Raw genomic sequence first — 23,321 nt, forward strand, 5'->3', positions numbered from 1 at the left:
AACACCACTAAATATCGAAGTTTTACAGACGACTTAATTCCCATGAACAGGTGGAAAGCCGACAAACAAAATGTCCTGAATGACCTAGATCTGCCCGTATTGCAAAGACCAATATCCCAAACTTTGCAAGAACTTAAAGATGAACTTGAAGAAAAACTAAAACATGTAAATCAAAGGATCATCAACCGAAAAAATAAGGACGTTAAATTTAACAATTACCGTAAAGGCCGTACAGTTAACTGGACTCTGCCTTATAAAAAGGAAGAAGACGAAGATAATCATCATTTTTATCATCTTGTGCCAACGATCAGCATCACTAATTTATTAAGCTATGTGGACAAAAAGACAGGATTCTTAGCGGGTTTCAATCATGTTTTAGGCAGATATACTAAAGGCAACCAGGATAAAAAGTCACTTATTGCCTGTATTATTGCTCTTGGCACCAATATGAGCCTGGGCAGGATGGGAGAGATTTCTGACATAAGTCATTAGGTGCTACAAACGACATATCAAAACTTCTTCCGATTGGAAACGTTAAGGGAGTCCAATGATATTGTCGCTAATGCGACCGCCAAATTATCTATTTTCCGACACTACGATATTGAGCCGGATGTGATCCACTCCAGCAGTGATGGGCAACGGTTTGAAACCCAAAGAAATACAGCCAATGCAAGATATGCACCAAAATACTTCGGTCTTAAAAAAGGAATTTCAGCGTTAACACTGGTCGGTAACCATGTGCCAATCAATGCAAAAGTAATAGGCACCCACGAGCACGAGAGTTATTTTGTGTTCGACCTCCTTTACAATAATACGACAGAGATAGATCCCGATCGCCATTCTGTAGATACCCACGGCACTAATCAGGTTAATTTTTGGATTTTATACGCGTTTGGCTATCAGTTTGCCCCACGTTACAAAAATTTTCCAACAAAAACAGAGGGTATCATTGGGTTTGAGCCAACCGGGAAATACAGTGAAGAGTTCCTTATTAAACCTATTCGTAAAGTGAATGAAGAACGGATTATCGAAGAGTGGCCAAATATTCAACATATAATGGCTTCTCTTGGTCAGAAGGAAACGACGCAATCATCCATTGTTAGGAAATTAAGCTCTTATGCCCGACAAAATAAAACAAAAAAAGCGTTGTGGGAGCTGGATAATATTATAAGAAGCATCTATATGCTTGACTATATTGATAATAAATCCCTGCGCCAATATGTTGCCAAAGCATTAAACCGTGGTGAAGCTTACCACCGATTGAAAAAAGCGATAGCGCATGTCAACGGGGGCAAAATGAATGTAAAAAGTGAAAATGAACAACATATTATCCACGAATGTACCAGACTCATGGCCAATGCAATTATTTATTTTAACGCAGAACTCTTGTCCAGTTTGCTTGAGAGAGGTGATCCTGACGGTTTATTTGAGATGGGACGACTGGGTAAAATATCGCCAGTGGCGTGGCAACACATTAATTTCTACGGTCGATTTGAGTTTAATGACATAGCAACAACATTTAGCGTTGGTGAGTTCGTCAAGTCGGTTGACCTGGCGACATTATTTACAGATTAAAGTCATAAACAGTGGAAGGGCTTGAAAAGTAACTTTGAACCCTATCGGGGGATGGGCAAAAATAGCCAATATACCGGATTAATATCTCGATGCTTTTGGGGTTTTATATTTCCTCCGCATCGGATGAAAATTTACGGCGATTTTTATTCATTCCGTACCCTACATTGATAGCGATTAATTAGCTATTTTATGTGATATTTATCACATTTTTTATGTTCATATGATAAATATCGTGATCTTGTGGTCATAATATTTAGAGAGCGAAATTCTCTGTTATTTGTCTCCACTCCATCCTACTCAGCTGGACGCGGTCTATTGTTCTCTCTAACGCCACGTATTAAATGATGGCTATTTTACGCTGTCATTTTTTTACCGCGGAACAGACCGCCGCTATTTAAAAGAGCCGCATGTCATGGCTCGTTTAATGGCTTCTTGCGTTATCCCCGTTTCAGGATAATGGCTCAATTATGTAGGGTTTCAAATATGGATGGATTAGTTTTCACCTGCCGAATTGGCGCACTGCCCCAAACCACCTTTCAGGTATCACAATTTACTTTACAGGAAGAGCTGTCACAGCTTTATCGCCTGACGTTAAAGGTGGTGAGCTCACGTGATGACATTCCCCTGAATGAACAGCTGGGGGACAGCGCGTCACTGACCATTACCCGCAATGGCGTCATCGAACGGACCATTAATGGGTTGATAACCGGGGCTGAACAGGGTAATACCGATGGTCGTAGCACTTTTTATATTTTCACTGCCCGCCCCACAATGTGGCTGATGACGCTCAATCAGGATAGCCGTATTTTCCATCGGAAGTCCGTACCGGAAATCTTAACGATCCTGCTTAAAGAGCATCGTATTTTATTTGCCTGCGATACGCTCTATAAACGCCATGTCGAACGGGAATACACCACGCAAAAACGCGAATCCGCCTTCAGATTACTTTGCCCAGCTAAGATCACAACTGGCCGCGTTTACCTTCCTCAATGGCGATGGGCTGACCGTTTCCCGTCTGGGTCTCTCAATTACCCTGTTTTTTAAACAGGGTTACACCCAGGAGAAAAAGCAAAGCATTCTGGCCTGTTATCGCCGCTTTCGCGAAGAGTTTGGTACCTACCTGCGTTTTCACCGTCATGAGCTGGAAGGGCTAAAAAAATATTCACCGGAAAATATTGCTAAAGTGGAAGAAGGCATTCTTAATCAGAAAAAAAACCAGTTTTCTGGTTGGGTGGTCAGTGATGCCAAAAATGAAGATGAGGCACCTCGCTATCTGATGCGTTATCTGGATTCTCGGGAAATAAGCGGTGATAACGGCAGTTCTTACCTAAGCCTGACACTGCCTTGGGATTACTTAAAAGAACAAGACGGCATGGCTCGTTTTATGGCCTGGCTGGATTTTTTATGTGAACAACTCGAACCGGACAGTGGGGACTGTGGCTACTGTCTGGTCTTACCCAACGACTTCTATGACTACTTTCCTTTAGAGTATCAACTGGCGCAACGTTATCCTTCCTTACAAGTGAACTCCGCAGTGTTCACAGCTAAATTACAGTATGAACACTCCATCCGTGGCATTAACTGGATCACCCTGTTGTCCAAACGCTTTGTAGAACGGTTGGGGGGGGGAATTATGGATACGGCAAATGCTGGCCCGCCCCCGCTACCCGGATGTGGTGATTACGCCTTATTCCAATGGCCTGATAATCCGTGCAGGTGAATACCCGGACTTAACACCACTGCCGGGCAGTGTCCCGGAGAGTTATTTTGCCATTAACCAACTGATACGTCCGATACGAGTCATTCCCCGTGAAGGCCATTCATTGCACTTCTATGGTGAGGGTCATTTTAATTCAACTTCCACCTTGGCTTGGTATGCCCGTTATGACCGGGGACCGCTGCAAGTGACTCCTCTGAGAGGTAACCACCCTGCACTGGTCAGCGGGATCTGGCGAACCGATAGCCTGCCTGACAAACAGTACTTCTTTGCTCAGGGGGCGATGTCTTTTGATGTTCCAGGTACAAAACCGGGCACAACCCTCTGGCATCTGGTACGGGAAGCGGAAAACAGAGAGGCATAAAAGGACGAGAAGCAGTACTCACTCACCCCGGTCACATAATTCGCTATGCTCCCGGGGATTCACTCCCTTGCCGTCGCGATGCATCTTGAAATCCATAGGGTATAGAGCATCTAGAATTTAGTAGCTTTGAACATGGCAAAAGGTGGGTAACATCGTAAATCTCCAGTATCCTCTAAAGCATCCGCGTCATGGTGTTCAAAAAGCTCAATAGTTTTGAACCCGGCCTTGTTCAAGACTTCATAATATGTATCTTTATGCCAATGCGTATCTGAAATCTTAAAAATAGTTCCATTTGGCAGCTCTAAATACACTGGCTTGATTTCTCCATCATTGTATTTTTTATTTAGATCGCCGCTCATAAAAGATCTGAATTTAATCCCACAAGAATCTGGATTAGTATCCAATACATAAAAAATACCACCAGGTTTTAATGTTCTATGCACTTCCTTGGCGATTTTTAAAAGATCAGACTTTTTATTGCTACCGATGAACACGTAACAACATATAGCTGCGTCGAAAGTATTATCATTGAAGTTAAGGACACCAGTTTTGATTTGATGATAAGAGCTATTGCCGCGATTGATATTGCTGGCGGCTTTGTCCACCATAGTTTGTGAGATATCTACTCCCGTTACCGTTTTTATGCCTCCAGCAATTAGCCGACGTGACACTTTCCCACCACCACAACCGTAATCAAGAACCGATATGTTTTGCCCCAAGCTCTCCTTAAGGTTCTCAATCAACGGTGTGTACCCAAGTCTCTCTTCCAAATAATCATCATATTGATCGAATAAGTTTGAAACCTCTTCATTCATCCAGTCAGTATTCATTTGTCATCTCATATTCATATATGTGTAGTAATAACCAAAAATTGCTCTTTAAAGTCCTTCGGACTTTTCGCCTTATATCCCTGTCCGCATTGGACGAGAGTTTACGGCGGTTTTTGCTAAGAAAAAACATAACTGAGTTAAATAAAAGGTCTAATAGAACCTAAAATAATAAATTGGTTTTTGCAATACCTAAATCATATTTAGCAATATTGCTTTTTCTTTAAATTGATCACCCTCCTCCAGAACCCCATTGTGAAAAAAATTCAATATCAAAATGACACAAATACAACTATGTGTATATGAGTATTATCTATATATTGAGTCCAATCACAATATTCATTTTTTTACAGCAAGTTTCTTGTATATATACTCAATCAACTTGAATCCTGCATTTTAAGATGCATCGCAACGGTAAGGGAGCGAATCCCCGGGAGCATAGATAACTATGTGACCGGGGTGAGTGAGTCCGATTGCCTACTATAAAATATCAACCCTCTTCTTTTTTATAGCAGGCAATATGTAACAAATGCAATTATTTCATTACGTTATTGTCAATAAATTATATTACTTATGATGTAATTATAATTTTTGTTATTGCATTACAACAGCCATTTAAACAAATAATAACTCTACGAAATAGTTGATAGTTAAATGGTGTTTTTTATTTGACCATTATTTTTAACCTAATTTCAGACCGCTATCAGACGTTACCTGTGTTGTCTTTATTTTGATGGAGACAAATAACCTTATTTATCTCCTCGATATGCAGGCCAGCATAAATGTTTTATTGACTCAACATTTCAAAGGAATAAGCATGAACACACTAAAGCCCGAATATCAACAAGCGTTAGGAGCAGATTTTAATAATCTAACCGATATTTGCCATCTCTCTTTTGACGAACTTCGCAAAAAAGTGAAGGACAAACTCTCATGGTCACAGACCCAGAGCTTATATCTTGAAGCACAGCAGATGCAAAAGGATAATATCCTGCATGAAGCCCGCATTCTGAAACGCGCCAATCCTCAATTACAAAGTGTGGTCCATCTTGCCCTGACAACACCTCATGCTGACCAACAAGGTTATAATAGCCGATTTGGCAACCGCGCTAGTCAATATGCCGCCCCTGGCGCAATTTCTTCTATGTTTTCTCCTGCGGCTTATTTGGCTGAACTTTATCGCCAGGCGCGGAATTTACATGCAGAAGGTTCCATTTATCATCTGGATACGCGCCGCCCAGATCTAAAATCATTGGTACTCAGCCAGAAAAATATGAATACGGAAATTTCCACGCTTTCTCTGTCTAATAACATGTTACTGAACAGTATTAAGACTCAGACTAATTTGGACAACCACGCGGAAGTGATGAAAAAGTTATCAACTTTCCGCACTTCTGGCTCAATGCCATATCACGATGCCTATGAAAGTGTACGTAAGATTATTCAATTACAGGCTCCAGTATTTGAGCAATTAAGTGTATTCCCAGAAACAACATTCTCTCAATTGCAGTATCAAGCTTCCTTATTGGATATTAATGCCTCCGTTTCACCAGAGTTATTTACTATTCTGACAGAAGAAATTACCGAATCTACTGCTGAAACTCTTTATAAGAATAATTTTGGTGATATTAAACCTTCTCTGATAGAAAAACTGGAATATCTGAAAAGTTATTACAATCTGAGTGATGAAGAGTTTAGCGACTTCCTTAAAATAAGAACTATACCTCTCCCAGAAGAAATAGCAATTACTGAACCTGCATCGCATGCTACTAAAAAGACTGATTATCGTGCTCTGTTGAAAATTAATAAATTTATTCGTCTATTCAAAGCTATAAACTTATCACCAACGGTATTAAGTGGAATCCTCCGCAGTATCAGTCCAGAATTCAACATCAATGAAGAAGTGTTAAAAAAAATCTTCTGTATTAAATACTATATGCAACGTTATGGTATTGATGCTGAGACTGCATTAATACTATGCAAGGAACCAATTTCACAACTTAGCAATGGCGACCATCCAAGCCAGTTTGATCGTTTATTTAATTCCCCAAAACTGAATGGTCAGGATTTTTCCACCAATGTCACTCAGGAGATTGATTTCAATCTAAGCAGTACCAACAGCTGGCACAAAACAGTACTTAAACGTGCTTTTAACGTTGATGATATCTCATTAAATCGACTACTAAAGGTTACCTATGGAGACAACACTAAAGAAACAATGGTTAATAATAGAGATAATCTCTCTCATCTCTATCGCACAAAATTACTAGCAGATATCCATCAATTAACTATTGATGAACTGAGTTTACTTCTGGAAATCATAAATGAAGGAACAACCAATTTATCTGAGATTACTCATGATAATTTAGCGGTTCTAATTAGCAAACTCTATACCATTACCAATTGGCTACGTACACGGAAGTGGAGTGTATATCAGTTACTTGTGATGACCACCACCGACTATCACAAAATCCTAGTCCTAGAAGTACACAACTTACTGGATACTGTATATAACGGCCTGCAAAACTTTGACAAGAAAAAGGCAAAAACCAAAGAAGAGCTATTAAAAGCCATATCTCCTTATATCGCCGCCGCTTTGCAATTACCATCTGGACATGCGGCATATTTCATACTCACCTGGGCAGATAAACTAGAACCCGGCACAGGAAAAATGACAGCGGAAAAATTATGGAACTGGTTGCGGACAAATCCCGTTACCGCTCAACCAGAATTCCAAAAACAAGCTGAACCCGTGGTCCAGTATTTCCAGTGCTTGGCACAACTAGCACTGATTTACCGTTCTACCGGCCTTAACGAAAGCACCATACGTCTGTTTGTGACAAAACCTGAACTTTTCGGCATGACAGAGGTAACAGCACCAACACATCATTCCCTGATAATACTAACGCGTTTTGCTGATTGGGTTAACTCACTCGGTGAAAACGCCTCTTCTGTACTGGCCGAATTTGAAAAAGAAACATTAACAGCAGAACTATTGGCTAACGCCATGAATCTTGATAAAAATCTACTGGAACAAGCCAAGACTCAAGCAAAAGCTGATTTCTCCAACTGGCCATCTATCGACACTATCCGGCAATGGATTAATATCGCACGTCAATTGAATATCTCTCCACAAGGTATTTCTGAACTGGCGCAAGTATTAGACATAGAATCTTCCACTAATTATGTCCAATGGGAAAATGTCACTTCGATATTAATCTCCGGGCTAGACACCCAAAAAGCCAATGCCCTACATGCATTTCTGGATGAGTCTCGCAGTGCTGCATTAAGTACATACTATATTTATTCTCATAACCAAAAAGATCGACAAGAAAGAAAACATACGGTAATTAAAGACCGTGATGATCTATATCAATACCTATTGATCGATAACCAGGTCTCCGCCGCCATCAAAACCACGGAAATTGCGGAAGCTATTGCCAGTATCCAACTGTATATTAACCGCGCATTGAAAAATATGGAGGAAGATACCGACACAAGTGTCACCAGCCGTTCATTCTTTACTAACTGGGATAAATACAACAAACGCTATAGCACCTGGGCTGGCATTGCTAAACTCCTTTACTACCCTGAAAATTACATCGATCCGACATTGCGGATCGGCCAGACAAAAACAATGGATGCGCTACTGCAATCCATCAGCCAGAGTCAATTGAATACCGATACCGTAGAAGATGCCTTTAAATCTTATCTAACGTCATTCGAACAGGTGGCTAATCTGGAAGTCATCAGCGCCTATCATGACAACATTAATAATGACCAAGGATTAACCTATTTTATCGGGCGCAGTAAAACAGAAGTGAATCAATATTATTGGCGCAGTGTGGATCACAATAAATTCAGCGAAGGCAAATTCCCCGCTAATGCCTGGAGCGAGTGGCATAAAATTGATTGCCCAATTAATCCCTACGAAGATACTATCCGTCCAGTAGTCTACCAATCCCGCCTGTATATTATCTGGCTGGAACAGAAGAAGGTAACTAATCGATCAGAAGCAGAAGCTCTATCAGAAATAAAAAAAGACAAACAAGGAAGCAAAACGACCACAAGCTATTATTATGAACTGAAATTGGCACATATTCGTTATGACGGTACCTGGAATACACCAGTCACTTTTGATGTGAATAATAAAATATCTACTCTAAATCCAGAATCGAAGAATAAAGCGTTAGGGCTCTATTGTGCAAGTTATCAAGGCAAAGATAAGTTATTGGTGATGTTTTATATCAAACAAGATGTAGAGCGATATTCTAACGAAAAATCAGAAGAAGAAATAAAATCAAAAACAATAGACGGCGTAAAAGAAAAATCAGCAGAGGAAAAAAAACTAGCAGAGAAAAAATTAAAAGAAATAGAAGAAAAATTCTTTCCAATACAAGGACTGTATATTTCATCAAATATATCACATGAAGATATGAATCCTGACAATTACAAAACAAATACTTATAAACAGTTTGATACTCCTAATATTATAAGAGTCAATAACCGCTATGCAGAAAACTACGAAATCCCTTCATCAGTAAACAGTAATAACGGTTATGATTGGGGCGAAGGCTACCTGAGTATGGTATATGGCGGGAGTATTCTGATTACCCGCCCCCAATTAAAAGGTTCAAAAATCCAAATCTCACCGAAGTTAAGAATTATTCATAATGGATATGAAGGTCGACAACGTAATCAATGCAATCTGATGAAGAAATACGGCAAGCTCGGTGATAAATTTATTATTTATACCACGCTAGGTATTAACCCGAATAATTTATCAAATAAAAAATTTATCTACCCTGTTTATCAATATGGAGACACTCCCGAAAAAGGGAAACTACTGTTTTATCGAGATAGTACCACTAACTTTGTAAGAGCCTGGCTCCCTAACCTTCCCCCTGGCTCTCAAGAAATATCCACAACCACCGGCGGTAACATTAGTGGTAACTATGGTTATATTGATAATAAACATAGTAACAACAATCCATTCAAAGAATATTTCTATATGGATGACCACGGTGGTATTGACACTGATGTTTCGGGGCCAATGTTTATTAATACCGATATTAAGTCTTCAAATGTTAAAGTCATAATAAAGGCTACCGGTATCGAAGGAAAAACGTTTATAGCAAGCGAGAACAACAATGTGCCTACTGAGCCAACCCCTAACTTCGAAGAAATGTATTATCAATTTAAAGCTCTCGAAGAAATAGATGTCTCCGAGCTGACATATAATAATAATGAAACAAGTATTGATGTCACCTTTACAGCATTTGCTGAGAAATTTGATGAAGGTGATAAAGATTATCGTAACCTAGGCGAAGAACATTTTAGTATCCGTATTATCAAAAAGGCGGAAACTAATAATGTCCTATCCCTTCACAGCGATCCAAGCGGGGCACAATATATGCAATGGGGAGACTATCGTACTCGCCTTAATACGTTGTTTGCCCGTAAATTAATTAGCCGCGCTAACGCGGGAATAGATACTATTTTGAGCATGGAAACTCAGAATATTCAGGAACCTAAATTAGGAGAAGATTCCCCTGATGCAATGGAACCAATGGACTTCAACGGCGCTAACAGTCTTTATTTCTGGGAACTGTTCTACTATACCCCGATGTTGATTGCTCAGCGTTTGCTGCACGAACAAAACTTCGATGAAGCTAACCGTTGGCTGAAATATGTCTGGAACCCATCTGGCCATATTGCCAATGGTCAAAAGCAACATCCCCACAACTGGAATGTCCGCCCATTACTAGAGGACACTAGCTGGAACGATGATCCATTGGATACATTTGATCCCAATGCCATAGCTCAACATGATCCAATGCACTACAAAGTCGCTACTTTTATGCGCACTCTTGATCTGCTGATAGAACAGGGAGATTACGCCTATCGCCAATTGGAGCGGGACACACTCGCCGAAGCCAAAATGTGGTATATGCAGGCACTGCATCTCTTGGGTGATAAACCTCATTTACCACTCAGTTCAACATGGAATGATCCAGAACTAAAAGAGGCCGCAGATCTTGAAAAACAAAAGACACATGCCAAAGCAGTAGCAGCTTTACGACAAGGCCAGTCTACAGGTGGAAGCAATACAGATCTTTTCCTGCCACAGGTCAACGAAGTGATGCTGAGCTATTGGCAGAAACTGGAACAACGGCTGTATAACCTGCGCCATAACCTCTCTATTGATGGTCAACCTTTGCATCTGCCTATTTTCGCCACACCAGCCGATCCAAAAGCGTTACTCAGTGCCGCTGTTGCCAGCTCACAAGGCGGAAGCAATATGCCAACGTCATTTATGTCACTGTGGCGTTTCCCACACATGCTGGAAAACGCCCGCGGCATGGTCAGTCAGCTCACTCAATTCGGCTCCACATTACAAAATATTATCGAACGTCAGGATGCAGAGGCATTAAACACACTGTTGCAGAATCATGCGGCAGAACTGGTATTGACCAATCTCAGCATACAGGACAAAACCATTGAAGAGCTGGATGTTGAAAAAACTGTGCTAGAAAAAACACGCGCCGGAGCCCAATCACGTTTTGATAGCTACAGCAAATTCTACAATGAAGACATCAACGCAGGTGAAAAACAGGCAATGGCGTTGCGTGCTTCCGTCGCTGGCCTCTCTACGGCCCTTCAAGCATCACATCTGGCAGGCGCTGCACTTGATCTGGCCCCCAACATCTTTGGCTTCGCTGATGGTGGTAGCCATTGGGGCGCGATCGCCCAAGCCACAGGTAATGTCATGGAATTCTCCGCCAGTATTATGAACACCGAAGCGGATAAAATCAGCCAGTCTGAAACCTACCGTCGGCGTCGTCAGGAATGGGAAATTCAGCGTAATAACGCCGAGACAGAACTGAAACAAATCGATGCTCAGCTTCAATCACTAGTAGTACGCCGCGAAGCCGCGGTGTTGCAGAAAACCAGCCTGAAAACGCAACAGGAACAAACCCAAGCACAACTGCTGTTCCTACAACATAAGTTCAGCAATCAAGCTTTGTACAACTGGCTGCGTGGTCGGCTGTCCGCCATTTACTTCCAGTTCTATGATTTAACGGTAGCTCGCTGTTTGATGGCTGAAATGGCCTATCGCTGGGAGACTAATGACACCACGGCAAGCTTTATCAAACCCGGTGCCTGGCAAGGAACTCATGCCGGTTTGCTGGCGGGAGAAACCTTAATGCTGAATCTGGCACAAATGGAAGACGCGCATCTGAAACAGGATCAACGCGTACTGGAAGTAGAACGTACCGTTTCACTAGCAGAAGTTTATAAAGAGAAAGGTCAATTTTCTCTGACCGAGAAAATTGCAGACCTGGTGAATAAGAAACCAGACACTACCAGTAGCGGAAATAACACACTGAGTTTTGGTGAAGGAAATGCCAAAACTTCTCTGCAAGCGTCTATTTCGTTAGCTGACTTACAAATTCGTCACGATTACCCAGAAGGCAGCGGAGTCGGTAACGTTCGTCGAATTAAACAGATCAGTGTCACCCTGCCCGCTCTACTGGGACCCTATCAGGATGTGCAGGCAATTCTGTCTTACAGCGGAGATATCACTGGATTAACTGAAAGTTGCAAATCGTTGGCGGTTTCTCATGGGATGAATGACAGCGGCCAGTTCCAACTGGATTTCAACGATGGCAAATTCCTGCCGTTTGAAGGAATCGACATCGATAAAGGTACGCTGACATTAAGCTTCCCAAATGCAATTGGTGAAGGAAGCAAAGAGGGCAAACAAAAAACCATGCTGGAGAGTCTAAGCGACATCATTCTGCATATTCGCTACACCATTCGCCAATAACGATCTCAATTAAGTGCTAAAACAGGCCCCTAAATGGGGCCTGCAAGGAGTCTTTCATGCAAAATTCACAAGATTTTAGTATTACAGAACTATCATTGCCCAAAGGGGGAGGCGCTATCACGGGAATGGGGGAAGCGTTAACCCCCACCGGACCGGATGGTATGGCCGCGCTATCTCTACCATTGCCTATTTCTGCCGGGCGCGGTTATGCGCCCTCATTCACTCTGAATTACAACAGCGGTGCCGGTAACAGTCCATTTGGTCTGGGTTGGGATTGCAACGTTATGACCATCCGCCGACGCACCCATTTTGGCGTTCCCCATTATAACGAAACCGATACTTTCCTTGGGCCGGAAGGCGAAGTACTGGTAGTAGCGGATCAACCGCGTGATGAATCGACATTACAGGGTATCAATCTAGGCGCTACCTTCACCGTTACCGGATACCGTTCCCGTCTGGAAAGTCATTTCAGCCGATTGGAATATTGGCAGCCCAAGACAACAGACAAAACAGATTTTTGGCTGATATATAGCTCAGATGGGCAAGTACATTTACTGGGTAAATCACCGCAAGGGCGGATCAGCAACCCGTCAGACATCACACAAACAGCACAATGGTTGCTGGAAGCTTCCGTATCACCACATGGTGAGCAAATTTATTATCAGTACCGAGCCGAAGATAACTTAGATTGTGAAACTAATGAAACTACGCTCCATCCACAGGCCACAGCACAACGTTATTTACACATAGTGTATTACGGCAACCGGACAGCCAGCGAAACGTTACCCGGTCTGGATGGTCGCGGCCCATCACAAACAGACTGGTTGTTCTACCTGATATTTGATTACGGCGAACGCAGTAACAACCTGAAAATGCCACCAGCATTTACAGCAACGGGTAACTGGCTTTGTCGTCAGGACTGTTTTTCCCGTTATGAATATGGCTTTGAGATTCGTACCCGCCGCTTATGCCGCCAAATACTGATGTATCACCACCTGCAAGCGCTGGATAGTAAGATAACAGAACACAACGGACCAACGCTGGTTTCACGCCTGATACTCAATTATAACGAAAGCGAAATCGCCAGCACGCTGGCATTTATTCGTCGAGTGGGACACGAGCAAGACGGTACTGCCGTCACCCTGCCACCATTAGAATTGGCGTATCAGGATTTTTCACCGCAACATAATGCTCACTGGCAGCCGATGGACGTTCTGTCTAATTTTAACTCTATTCAACGCTGGCAACTAGTTGATCTAAAAGGCGAAGGATTACCGGGCCTGCTATATCAGGATAAAAACGCCTGGTGGTACCGTTCCCCACAGCGCTTGGGTGAAATTGGCTCAGATACCGTCACTTGGGAAAAAATGCAGCCTTTGTCTGTTATCCCTTCCTTGCAAAGTAACGCCTCGCTGGTGGATATCAACGGAGACGGCCAACTTGACTGGGTTATCACCGGACCGGGATTACGGGGATATCATAGTCAACGCCCGGATGGCAGTTGGACACGTTTTACCCCACTCAACGCTCTGCCGGTGGAATACACTCATCCACGTGCGCAACTCGCGGATTTAATGGGAGCCGGGCTCTCTGATTTAGTGCTGATCGGCCCTAACAGTGTGCGTTTATATGCCAATACTCGTGACGGCTTTGCCAAAGGGCAAGATGTGGTGCAATCCGGTGATGTCACGCTGCCAGTCCCGGGTGCCGATCCGCGTAAGTTGGTGGCGTTTAGTGATGTATTAGGTTCCGGTCAGGCGCATCTGGTTGAAGTGAGCGCAACTACAGTCACCTGCTGGCCTAATCTGGGGCACGGACATTTTGGTCAACCCATCACCCTGCCGGGATTCAGCCAGCCAGAAGCTATATTTAACCCTGCTCAAGTTTATCTGGCCGATCTGGATGGCAGCGGCCCAACTGATCTGATTTATGTTCACACCAACCGTCTGGATATCTTCCTGAATAAAAGCGGCAATGGTTTTGCCGCACCAGTGACATTGCGCTTCCCAGAAGGCTTGCGTTTTGATCATACCTGTCAGTTACAAGTGGCCGATGTACAAGGGTTAGGCGTCGCCAGCCTGATACTGAGCGTGCCACATATGGCTCCCCATCACTGGCGTTGTGATCTAACCAGCGCAAAACCGTGGTTACTCAGTGAAATAAATAACAATATGGGGGCCCATCACACCTTGCGTTACCACAGTTCCTCTCAGTTCTGGCTGGATGAAAAAGCTGCGGCACTGGCTGCTGGGCAAACACCGGTTTGTTATCTCCCCTTTCCGGTACACACCCTATGGCAAACGGAAACAGAAGATGAAATCAGCGGCAACAAATTAGTCACAACACTGCGTTATGCTCGTGGTGCCTGGGATGGACGTGAGCGGGAATTTCGCGGATTTGGTTATGTAGAGCAGACAGACAGCCATCAACTGGCTCAAGGCAATGCGCCAGAACGCACACCACCCGCACTGACCAAAAACTGGTATGCCACCGGGCTGACCGTAATAGATAACACATTATCGACAGAGTATTGGCGTGGTGATAATCAGGCTTTTGCCGGTTTTTCACCACGCTTTACGACCTGGCAAGATGGTCAAGATGTTCTACTAACACCGGAAGAGGACAACAGCCAATATTGGCTAAATCGGGCGTTGAAAGGCCAACTGCTACGTAGTGAACTCTACGGGAAGGATGGCAGTACACAGGAGAAAACTCCCTACACGGTCACTGAATTCCGCCCACAAGTACGTCGATTACAGCATACCGATAACCGATATCCGGTGCTGTGGTCATCTGTAGTTGAAAGCCGCAACTATCATTACGAGCGTATCGCCAGCGACCCGCAATGCAGCCAAGATATTACGCTATCCAGTGATCTATTTGGTCAACCGCTAAAACAGGTTTCGGTACAGTATCCACGCCGACCGCAACCGGCAATCAGTCCGTATCCTGATGCACTGCCTGATAAGTTGTTAGCCAACAGCTATGATGAACAGCAACGCCAATTACGGCTCACTTATCAACAGTTCAGTTGGCATCATCTGACTGGCAATGCCGTCCGGGTATTGGGATTACCGGATAGTACCCGCAGTGATATCTTTACTTATGGCGCTGAAAATGTGCCTACTGATGGTTTAAATCTGGAACTACTGAGCGATAAAAATAGTCTGATTGCGGATAATGAACCGCGTGAATACCTCGGCCAGAAAAAAACCGTTTATACCAATGGAGAAAATGCAACGCCAACGCGACAAGCGCTGGTTGCCTTTATCGAGACAACGGTATTTAGTCAATCCACACTATCAGCGTTTGATGGGAGTATCCCATCTGTTCAATTATCAACGACGCTGGAACAAGCCGGATACCAACAAACAAATTATCTATTCCCTCGCACTGGAGAAGAGAAAATCTGGGTAGCTCATCATGGCTATACCGATTACGGTACAGCTGCACAGTTCTGGCGCCCACAAAAACAGAGCAACACCCAACTCACGGGCAAAATTACACTCACTTGGGATGCAAGCTATTGCGTTGTCACACAAACCCGAGATGCTGCTGGACTGACAACCTCAGCCAGATATGACTGGCGTTTTCTGACTCCTGTACAACTCACGGATATCAATAACAATCAGCACCTTATCACGCTGGATGCACTGGGCCGACCAATCACACTGCGCTTTTGGGGAACTGAAAACGGCAAGATGACTGGTTACTCTTCACCGGAAAAAACATCGTTTTCTCCACCATCCGATGTAGACGCCGCTATTGAGTTAAAAAAACCGCTCCCTGTAGCACAGTGTCAGGTTTACGCACCAGAAAGCTGGATGCCAGTATTAAGTCAGAAAGCCCTCGATAGACTGGCAGAGCAAGACCGGCAAAAGTTATACAACGCCAGAATCATCACCGAAGATGGGCGCATATGTACACTGGCCTATCGCCACTGGGCACAAAGTCAAAAGGCTACTCCTCAACTCATTAGCCTATTAAACAACGGCCCCCGTGTACCCCCTCACAGCCTCACATTGACTACGGATCGTTATGACCACGATCCTGAGCAACAGATCCGCCAACAGGTAGTATTTAGTGATGGCTTTGGCCGCTTGCTGCAAGCTGCTGCCCGACATGAGGCAGGCTTGGCCTGGCAACGTAATGAAGATGGTTCTCTGATTATAAGTGTCAAGAATACCGAGAATCGTTGGGCAGTGACCGGACGGACGGAATATGACAATAAGGGACAACCGATACGCACCTATCAGCCCTATTTCCTCAATGACTGGCGATACGTTAGCAATGACAGTGCCCGGCAGGAAAAAGAAGCTTATGCAGATACCCATGTCTATGATCCCGTTGGTCGAGAAATCAAGGTTATCACCGCAAAAGGTTGGTTACGCCGAACCTTGTTCACTCCCTGGTTTACTGTCAATGAGGATGAAAATGACACAGCTGCTGAGGTGAATATGTAACTTGATCAACCCCGCCTGGCTGACAGGCGGGAAACATAGATAGAGGTGAAAGGTGTTGTTCATAATACCGTCAAATACTCAACTTATTATCTGGTTGATCATTGGTTTTATTGCGGCTTGGGGCGGATTAGTAACTTTGGAAGCAATAAGGTATGCCCACTGCCACAGCAAACCATCTGTCTCCAGCTAAACTGGGAAATTATCTACTACACTATCGTAAGAAAACTAATATGCAGACAAAAATTGCGATTGCAGAAAGGATTACACACAACAACCCAACAACGAGATAAATCATGAAAAATATTGATCCCAAACTTTATCAAAAAACCCCTATCGTCAACGTCCAAGACAACCGTGGTTTGACAATCCGTAATATCGATTTTCACCGCACCACCGCAAACGGTGATACCGATACCCGTATTACCCGCCATCAATACAATACTCACGGACACTTAAGTCAAAGCATCGATCCGCGCCTCTATGAGGTCGGGCAAACCAACAGTACGATCAAACCCAATTTTCTTTGGCAGTATGATTTGACCGGTAATCCCCTACGTACAGAGAGCATTGATGCAGGTCGCACGGTCACCTTGAATGATATTGAAGGCCGTCCGCTGCTGACAGTGACTGCAACAGGTGTCATACAAACCCGGCAATATGAAACTTCTTCCCTGCCCGGCCGTCTGTTATCTGTTACCGAACAAACACCAGAGGAAAAAACATCCCGTATCACCGAGCGCCTGATTTGGGCTGGCAATAGCGAAGCAGAGAAAAACCATAACCTTGCCGGCCAGTGCGCGCGCCACTATGACACGGCGGGAGTTACCCGGTTGGAGAGTTTGTCACTGACCGGTACTGTTTTATCTCAATCCAACCAACTCTTGATCGACACTCAAGAGGCAAACTGGACAGGTAATAACGAAACCGGCTGGCAAAACATGCTGGCTGATGACATCTACACCATCCTGAGCACCTTCGATGCCACCGGCGTTTTATTGACTCAGACCGATGCGAAAGGGAACATTCAGAGGCTAACTTATGATGTGGCCGGGCAGCTAAACGGGAGCGGGTTAACAGTAAAAGGCCAGACGGAACAAGTGATTATCAAATCCCTGACCTATTCCGCTGCCGGACAAAAATTACGCGAGGAACACGGCAATGGTGTTATTACTGAATATAGTTATGAACCGGAAACCCAACGGCTTATTGGTATCAAAACCCGCCGTCCGTCAGACGCCAATCCATTAAACGCCAAAGTGTTGCAAGATCTACGCTATGAGTATGACCCGGTGGGCAATATCATCAGTATCCGTAACGATGCGGAAGCTACCCGCTTTTGGCACAATCAGAAAGTGGTGCCGGAAAACACCTACACTTACGATTCCCTGTATCAGCTTATCAGCGCCACCGGGCGCGAGATGGCGAATATAGGTCAACAAAGTCACCAATTTCCCTCCCCGGCTCTACCTTCTGACAATAACACCTACACCAACTATACCCGTACATATACTTATGACCGTGGCGGTAATCTGACTAAAATCCAGCACAGTTCACCGGCCGCTCAAAATAACTACACCACGGATATCACAGTTTCTAGCCAGAACAATCGCGCAGTACTCAGCACACTGACCGAAGATCCGGCGCAAGTAGACGCTTTGTTTGATGCTGGCGGGCATCAGAACACCTTGATATCAGGACAAAACCTGAACTGGAATACTCGCGGTGAACTGCAACAAGTAACATTGGTGAAACGGGACAAGGGCGCCAATGATGATCGGGAATGGTATCGTTATAGTGGTGATGGGAGAAGGACATTAAAAGTCAACGAACAACGGACCAGCAACAACGCTCAAATACAGCGAATAACTTATTTGTCGAGCTTAGAACTTCGTCTAACACAAAACAACACGACCACAACCGAAGATTTGCAAATTATCACCGTAGGAGAAGCGGGCCGGGCACAGGTACGAGTATTACATTGGGAGAGCGGCAAACCGGAAGATATCGACAATAATCAGCTACGTTACAGCTACGATAATCTTATCGGCTCTAGTCAACTTGAATTAGATAGCGAAGGACAGATTATCAGTGAGGAAGAGTATTATCCCTATGGTGGCACGGCATTATGGGCAGCCAGGAATCAGACAGAAGCCAGTTATAAAACCATCCGTTATTCAGGCAAAGAGCGGGATGCCACCGGGTTGTATTATTACGGCTACCGATATTATCAGCCTTGGGTAGGACGGTGGTTAAGCGCCGATCCGGCGGGAACAATCGATGGGCTGAATTTATATCGGATGGTGAGGAATAATCCAATTAAATATCATGATACTGATGGTAGAGCCCCTGAAATTAAAGATGTCGAACACACTGTGATATATGGTTTCAGCCATCACCGCGGATCTGAGATGGGAAAAGCATTCGCAGCTAATAAGAATCCGGTTACCATCGATGAATATAATGCCGGGCTTGGTATCATGGGTGAATTAAGTCTGTCTGATTATTTTAGAATTTCTCAAAATCTTAAAGAAGACAGTCCGCCTAAATTGAATGAGGGAAATATAAGAACTAACTCACGTAAATATCTGGATGCAATGGGTATAGAGGAAAGTTCAGCTACTGCTAAAATCAAACAGGAAGCCTATGAACAACAATATGCTTACACTGCGTCATGGAGTTTTCATATGGTAGAAAATAAAGGAAAACTAGATATTCAGAGTAAAATAAAAAACCTTCTACCGTCAAAGGGACTTTTCAGTGGGTTATCCGGCCAAAAACGATTCCAGAAATTAGACGCATTTATTTTAAAAAATAGTGATGGTAGCGATTTCACTATTCAAAGGCAGAGAGATATATTAACGAAATTTGCTTCCGCAGGAAATGCAGGAGAACTTGAAAGCACCTTATCAGCAGCAGACCAATCATGGCTAAAAAATACTATTGCAACGGCATTCTTTAGACAAACAAGTAAATTAGGTATGGATTGGTTTATAAAACAACTAGCATCACCTGATTTCAGATTTGTTATGGCTGGATATAACGGGGAAAAATTGACTATCGAGCAGCTAAATTCAGATAAACCCTGGAAAACAGGAAAAAGAAGGAAAGAAGGTCCGAATGAATATGCCGAAGCAATAACTTTCTCTGAAATTCGCCACGCCTATAGGAAGGGATACAACAGTAAAATAAACTTTATCCAGAAATAATTAGGGACAAGCCATGAGAGAATATTTATCTCATGGCTTGATGACTTTTAACATTCAATATTACATAATTAAAACAATATCTAACCAATTAAAATAACAATACCTTATCTCTCATACTAAAATATCAAATCAGAAATTAATGAATTTAATGGTTCTTTATATTTATTTCTGAGAGCATAAGCACAATACCTTACCGATGGTGCTGGACGTGATTCAAAATTCAAAAATACTATACCTTTATCAATATGGGCAGAATAGCGCATTTCATTGGGAGTCATTAAACTTATCGCGACACCCGCTTTTACCAGATCCAATCTATTAGTAAAATCAGGGATCGTCAATAACGCTAAATTCTGGTATTCAGGCAGATAATTCAATGGCATAAAATTATCGCATTGTTTTAAAAAGGCACTATTATGCTGAACCAAAGGAAAGCTATATATTATTTCATCAACATGACTCTCTGGTTCTAAAATATCATTGGATACGGCAAGGGACAACATTTGATAAGCACCATCTATCCTGATGATATCATCATTATCTGGATAACATTCAGTCGTCACATAAACCGTTATATCCCCTTTCATTAAGGAAGAAAATACTGCATCTTGTCTTATTAAATCATCAATGAGGAAATTGTTGATTATACAAATATCGCGGTAATGATAACGTTGCACCGCTCTTTTTACGACCGTAGATATCTTATTAACATATTCTCCACTTGTGCCAATAACCAATTTGTCTCTGTTTGATAATTTATAATTTTTACGACAATTCCAGTTATCCTCAACTTTCTGGATCCTTTCATAACACGGTAACAACTCCTGATATAATGCCTTACCCTCTTCTGTGAGCTTGGTTTTTCCCGGTAGTCGCTCGAATAATTGGCACCCCACACGTTGTTCCAGTTGATATACGATCCTGCTAAGTGGAGAGGGGGTAATGCAAAGCGTATCCGCTGCTAACGTGAATGACTCTTTCTTCGCTGATTCCATAAAATACTTTAGTTGCTTTGAACAAAATATCATCACATACCCTCTTGTTTTCATTCTAGAAATAGAATATTAACCATAGAACATGACAACGATGTTTCTACTTTGCATTCTTTTACATTAGGACATGCATTAATTGATATTGTATTTCACCACTTTAATTCTTAATATTTGTTTAATAATTACATTATATTCATAAAATAAATATAATTTACCACTATGTTGGAATAATGATTTTAATGAAAACCCAGATCATTTCATTGAATATAAATATATCTTATCATCATTCATATTTTATATTTCAATTTATTACAAAAATATTTCCATTAAACAAACCAAAATATAACATCAAATAATTTACATCAACCACAACTTATTAATATTTCACAAGAAGAAACTAACCACATTTCTTCTTGTTTAAAATAGCCATCATAATGATAGGTTTATAAATTCGTAAAATATTGACCATTTACTCGCTAATTAATGCCCGTATATTGTTCATCGAGCGTCTGTAAATAATCTGCACTGGTCAGGTGACTAATATTACATCCACTTTCTAAACGCGATTTCAGCCAATCAATAATCCGTTCCTGTAATTTCCCTGCTGGCTTATCCAGCTTATCAGCCAATTCACCGTGGTTTTCCCATAAATCGCTAATAAGTGCGAATACCTGACCTTGAAAAGCATAATCAGAATGTAACCAAGCCTCAATTAAATGGTCGCCCAAGACAAAGGGTTGTTCACTGCCACCGTGACCACAATTTTCAGGCCGATAATAAATCTGCGGCTCGGGCATATCGATCATGAGTTCACTTACCGGTGTCAAAAATGCCGACCAATCGCTGACTATCATTGCCGGTAATAACTGACCGAGGATATGCGCATCCATACTGCGTAAGAGCACCTGTTTCTCCTGTAATATCACCTGCTGGCGTGAACGCCAATGATTAAGCTGTCGCGCCCATAAATCCTCACTGCGATAAGCCCAACCCCAACTGTTATCGCTCAGGGTATGGCTATCAAGCAGATGACCGATTACTGAAAGACAACCTGACTTAGGCTGAATCAGCCAGGGGCTTTGCGCCAGCATGTGATCCATCGGTGTATTGCTGTATAGCGGAAAAGCCTGCTCTACCCAGTCATTACGATAAAAGAGCGCCACCGGGTTAGGTTCCGCCAGTGAATTGAGCATAAAGAAAACAGGCGGCTTATTAGGCGTAGTCAGCCATTGTTTCCAGTTCATAGAAGTGTTCATACATCCTCCTGGTTATCGATAATCAAGTTAGCTTCCAATTGAGCCTGCACAGCACAAAGCGGTCTGGCAGGATACTTAAGGCGCGACGCCTTCCACCGTAATCAATTGTTTCTTCTCGTCAGGTGGAAAAGGAAAAAGCCAGTCAAAAAAAGTGTCCCCAAACGCCCAGTAAATAAAATAGAGAAATAATAAGGACAGCGTTATCTTCAATATTTTCATACTGATAATTCCTTCTTATCACAGTAATGTTGTAAGGCCAATGTTCCTTGTTCTTCCTACTGGCTCACAGTCAGTGATTTTTACTGGAAACTCTGATAACACTACTTTATTTTCCAGTAATCAATAGAATCTCTGTCTAAATCAATTCTGCCATCAGGATATTCAACTCTTGAAGGTTCTTTGCCTGGTGGAATAATAATTTTAGGCATTTTGGTTTCATCTAACTTAGGTTTATAGGTAATTTTCCATTCAGCACCTGGAGTTAACCTTAATCTAAAGGGACGCATTCCTACTTCACCCTGTAGAAATACTCTGTTTGGGCGCCCATAAACTATTTTTAGAATAGGATAAACAACCGGTCTGTAATCTATATTATTCAATGCGTTAGTTTCGCTGAGATATGTCTGGGCTGCATCATTAATGAATACAGTTAAACCTGTTCCCTCAGCTCCTTCCTCTTGAACAGCATCTTTCACCAAATGGCGAATATCAGTATAACCTACAGTCACAAAGGCACGGTTAATTTTCCATTTACATCGGCCTCCGCCATTAAAAGGTAGTTTTGCCTGAAAGTAACCAGTTTGTGGATCGGCCTTCACTTTCAAGCGAAGCCCATTATAGGTTGGCGCCTTATAAGGTGACATGTCAGCATGTAATTGATATTTCAGGCAATCTTTTGATATATACACAGCGGACACATATGGTTTTGTATACTTAGGTGCCACCCCTTCCACTGTGATCCACTGATTCTCTTTGGGAGGAGAAAGCGGTTCATTAGGGTCAGCGCAGCCCGATATTAAAATCACCGATAAGATCGATAAGTATTGTTTAATATTCATCATGGTAAGTTTTCCTCAATTCCTACAGAGGG

At 42.7% G+C, this 23,321-nt stretch carries 9 protein-coding genes and 2 pseudogenes; 6 read left to right on the forward strand and 5 right to left on the reverse strand.

What is annotated here, in order from left to right; translation table 11 throughout:
- Nucleotides 1-42: 42 nt before the first annotated feature.
- The 3 genes and pseudogenes from AAC155_RS10715 to AAC155_RS10725 all read left to right on the forward strand — a co-directional run bounded on the left by AAC155_RS10715 (nucleotide 43) and on the right by AAC155_RS10725 (nucleotide 3,656).
- A pseudogene (locus AAC155_RS10715) lies at nucleotides 43-1,575 on the forward strand (transposase).
- 483 nt (nucleotides 1,576-2,058) lie between these two features.
- On the forward strand, nucleotides 2,059-2,619 hold the full coding sequence (locus AAC155_RS10720) for a contractile injection system protein, VgrG/Pvc8 family (RefSeq protein WP_390904657.1): 561 nt from the start codon (nucleotides 2,059-2,061) through the stop codon (nucleotides 2,617-2,619).
- Nucleotides 2,543-3,656 (forward strand): annotated as a pseudogene (locus tag AAC155_RS10725) (DUF3396 domain-containing protein). The gene AAC155_RS10720 and the pseudogene AAC155_RS10725 overlap by 77 nt, the downstream one beginning before the upstream one ends.
- 110 nt (nucleotides 3,657-3,766) lie before the next feature.
- Here AAC155_RS10725 and AAC155_RS10730 read toward each other — a convergent pair.
- Entirely contained in the window at nucleotides 3,767-4,486 is a 720-nt protein-coding gene (locus tag AAC155_RS10730) for a class I SAM-dependent methyltransferase (RefSeq protein WP_113042125.1), read from the reverse strand.
- An 814-nt stretch (nucleotides 4,487-5,300) separates the two neighbouring features.
- On the opposite strand from AAC155_RS10730, the gene AAC155_RS10735 reads away from it, so the two are divergent.
- The 3 genes from AAC155_RS10735 to AAC155_RS10745 all read left to right on the forward strand — a co-directional run bounded on the left by AAC155_RS10735 (nucleotide 5,301) and on the right by AAC155_RS10745 (nucleotide 19,983).
- Complete coding sequence (locus AAC155_RS10735; RefSeq protein WP_113042126.1) at nucleotides 5,301-12,314, forward strand: Tc toxin subunit A-related protein; 7,014 nt, start codon at nucleotides 5,301-5,303, stop codon at nucleotides 12,312-12,314.
- A gap of 56 nt (nucleotides 12,315-12,370) precedes the next feature.
- Complete coding sequence (locus AAC155_RS10740) at nucleotides 12,371-16,777, forward strand: SpvB/TcaC N-terminal domain-containing protein (protein ID WP_113042127.1); 4,407 nt, start codon at nucleotides 12,371-12,373, stop codon at nucleotides 16,775-16,777.
- A 293-nt stretch (nucleotides 16,778-17,070) separates the two neighbouring features.
- The gene (locus AAC155_RS10745) at nucleotides 17,071-19,983 is read left to right on the forward strand and encodes an RHS repeat protein (protein ID WP_113042128.1); all 2,913 of its coding nucleotides are present in this window, start codon (nucleotides 17,071-17,073) and stop codon (nucleotides 19,981-19,983) included.
- 116 nt (nucleotides 19,984-20,099) lie between these two features.
- On the opposite strand, the gene AAC155_RS10750 is transcribed toward AAC155_RS10745, so the two are convergent.
- From AAC155_RS10750 to AAC155_RS10765, 4 genes are all read right to left on the reverse strand, one after another.
- The gene (locus AAC155_RS10750; protein WP_113042129.1) at nucleotides 20,100-21,011 is read right to left on the reverse strand and encodes a LysR family transcriptional regulator; all 912 of its coding nucleotides are present in this window, start codon (nucleotides 21,009-21,011) and stop codon (nucleotides 20,100-20,102) included.
- A 440-nt stretch (nucleotides 21,012-21,451) separates the two neighbouring features.
- Nucleotides 21,452-22,231: a DUF4123 domain-containing protein gene (locus AAC155_RS10755; protein ID WP_113042130.1), complete on the reverse strand. Its 780-nt coding sequence runs from the start codon at nucleotides 22,229-22,231 to the stop codon at nucleotides 21,452-21,454.
- Between the two features lie 75 nt (nucleotides 22,232-22,306).
- On the reverse strand, nucleotides 22,307-22,450 hold the full coding sequence (locus AAC155_RS10760) for a hypothetical protein (RefSeq protein ID WP_158536545.1): 144 nt from the start codon (nucleotides 22,448-22,450) through the stop codon (nucleotides 22,307-22,309).
- Nucleotides 22,451-22,551: 101 nt separating this feature from the next.
- Complete coding sequence (locus AAC155_RS10765; RefSeq protein ID WP_113042131.1) at nucleotides 22,552-23,292, reverse strand: hypothetical protein; 741 nt, start codon at nucleotides 23,290-23,292, stop codon at nucleotides 22,552-22,554.
- Nucleotides 23,293-23,321: the final 29 nt, after the last annotated feature.

This window comes from Photorhabdus sp. HUG-39, from assembly GCF_963878365.1.
Taxonomy (GTDB): domain Bacteria; phylum Pseudomonadota; class Gammaproteobacteria; order Enterobacterales; family Enterobacteriaceae; genus Photorhabdus; species Photorhabdus kayaii.

Coding starts and splice junctions, on each gene's coding strand:
- AAC155_RS10720 (WP_390904657.1), top strand. CDS start 2,059: ATGGATGGATTAGTTTTCACCTGCCGAATTGGCGCACTGCCCCAAACC.
- AAC155_RS10730 (WP_113042125.1), bottom strand. CDS start 4,486: ATGAATACTGACTGGATGAATGAAGAGGTTTCAAACTTATTCGATCAA.
- AAC155_RS10735 (WP_113042126.1), top strand. CDS start 5,301: ATGAACACACTAAAGCCCGAATATCAACAAGCGTTAGGAGCAGATTTT.
- AAC155_RS10740 (WP_113042127.1), top strand. CDS start 12,371: ATGCAAAATTCACAAGATTTTAGTATTACAGAACTATCATTGCCCAAA.
- AAC155_RS10745 (WP_113042128.1), top strand. CDS start 17,071: ATGAAAAATATTGATCCCAAACTTTATCAAAAAACCCCTATCGTCAAC.
- AAC155_RS10750 (WP_113042129.1), bottom strand. CDS start 21,011: ATGATATTTTGTTCAAAGCAACTAAAGTATTTTATGGAATCAGCGAAG.
- AAC155_RS10755 (WP_113042130.1), bottom strand. CDS start 22,231: ATGAACACTTCTATGAACTGGAAACAATGGCTGACTACGCCTAATAAG.
- AAC155_RS10760 (WP_158536545.1), bottom strand. CDS start 22,450: ATGAAAATATTGAAGATAACGCTGTCCTTATTATTTCTCTATTTTATT.
- AAC155_RS10765 (WP_113042131.1), bottom strand. CDS start 23,292: ATGATGAATATTAAACAATACTTATCGATCTTATCGGTGATTTTAATA.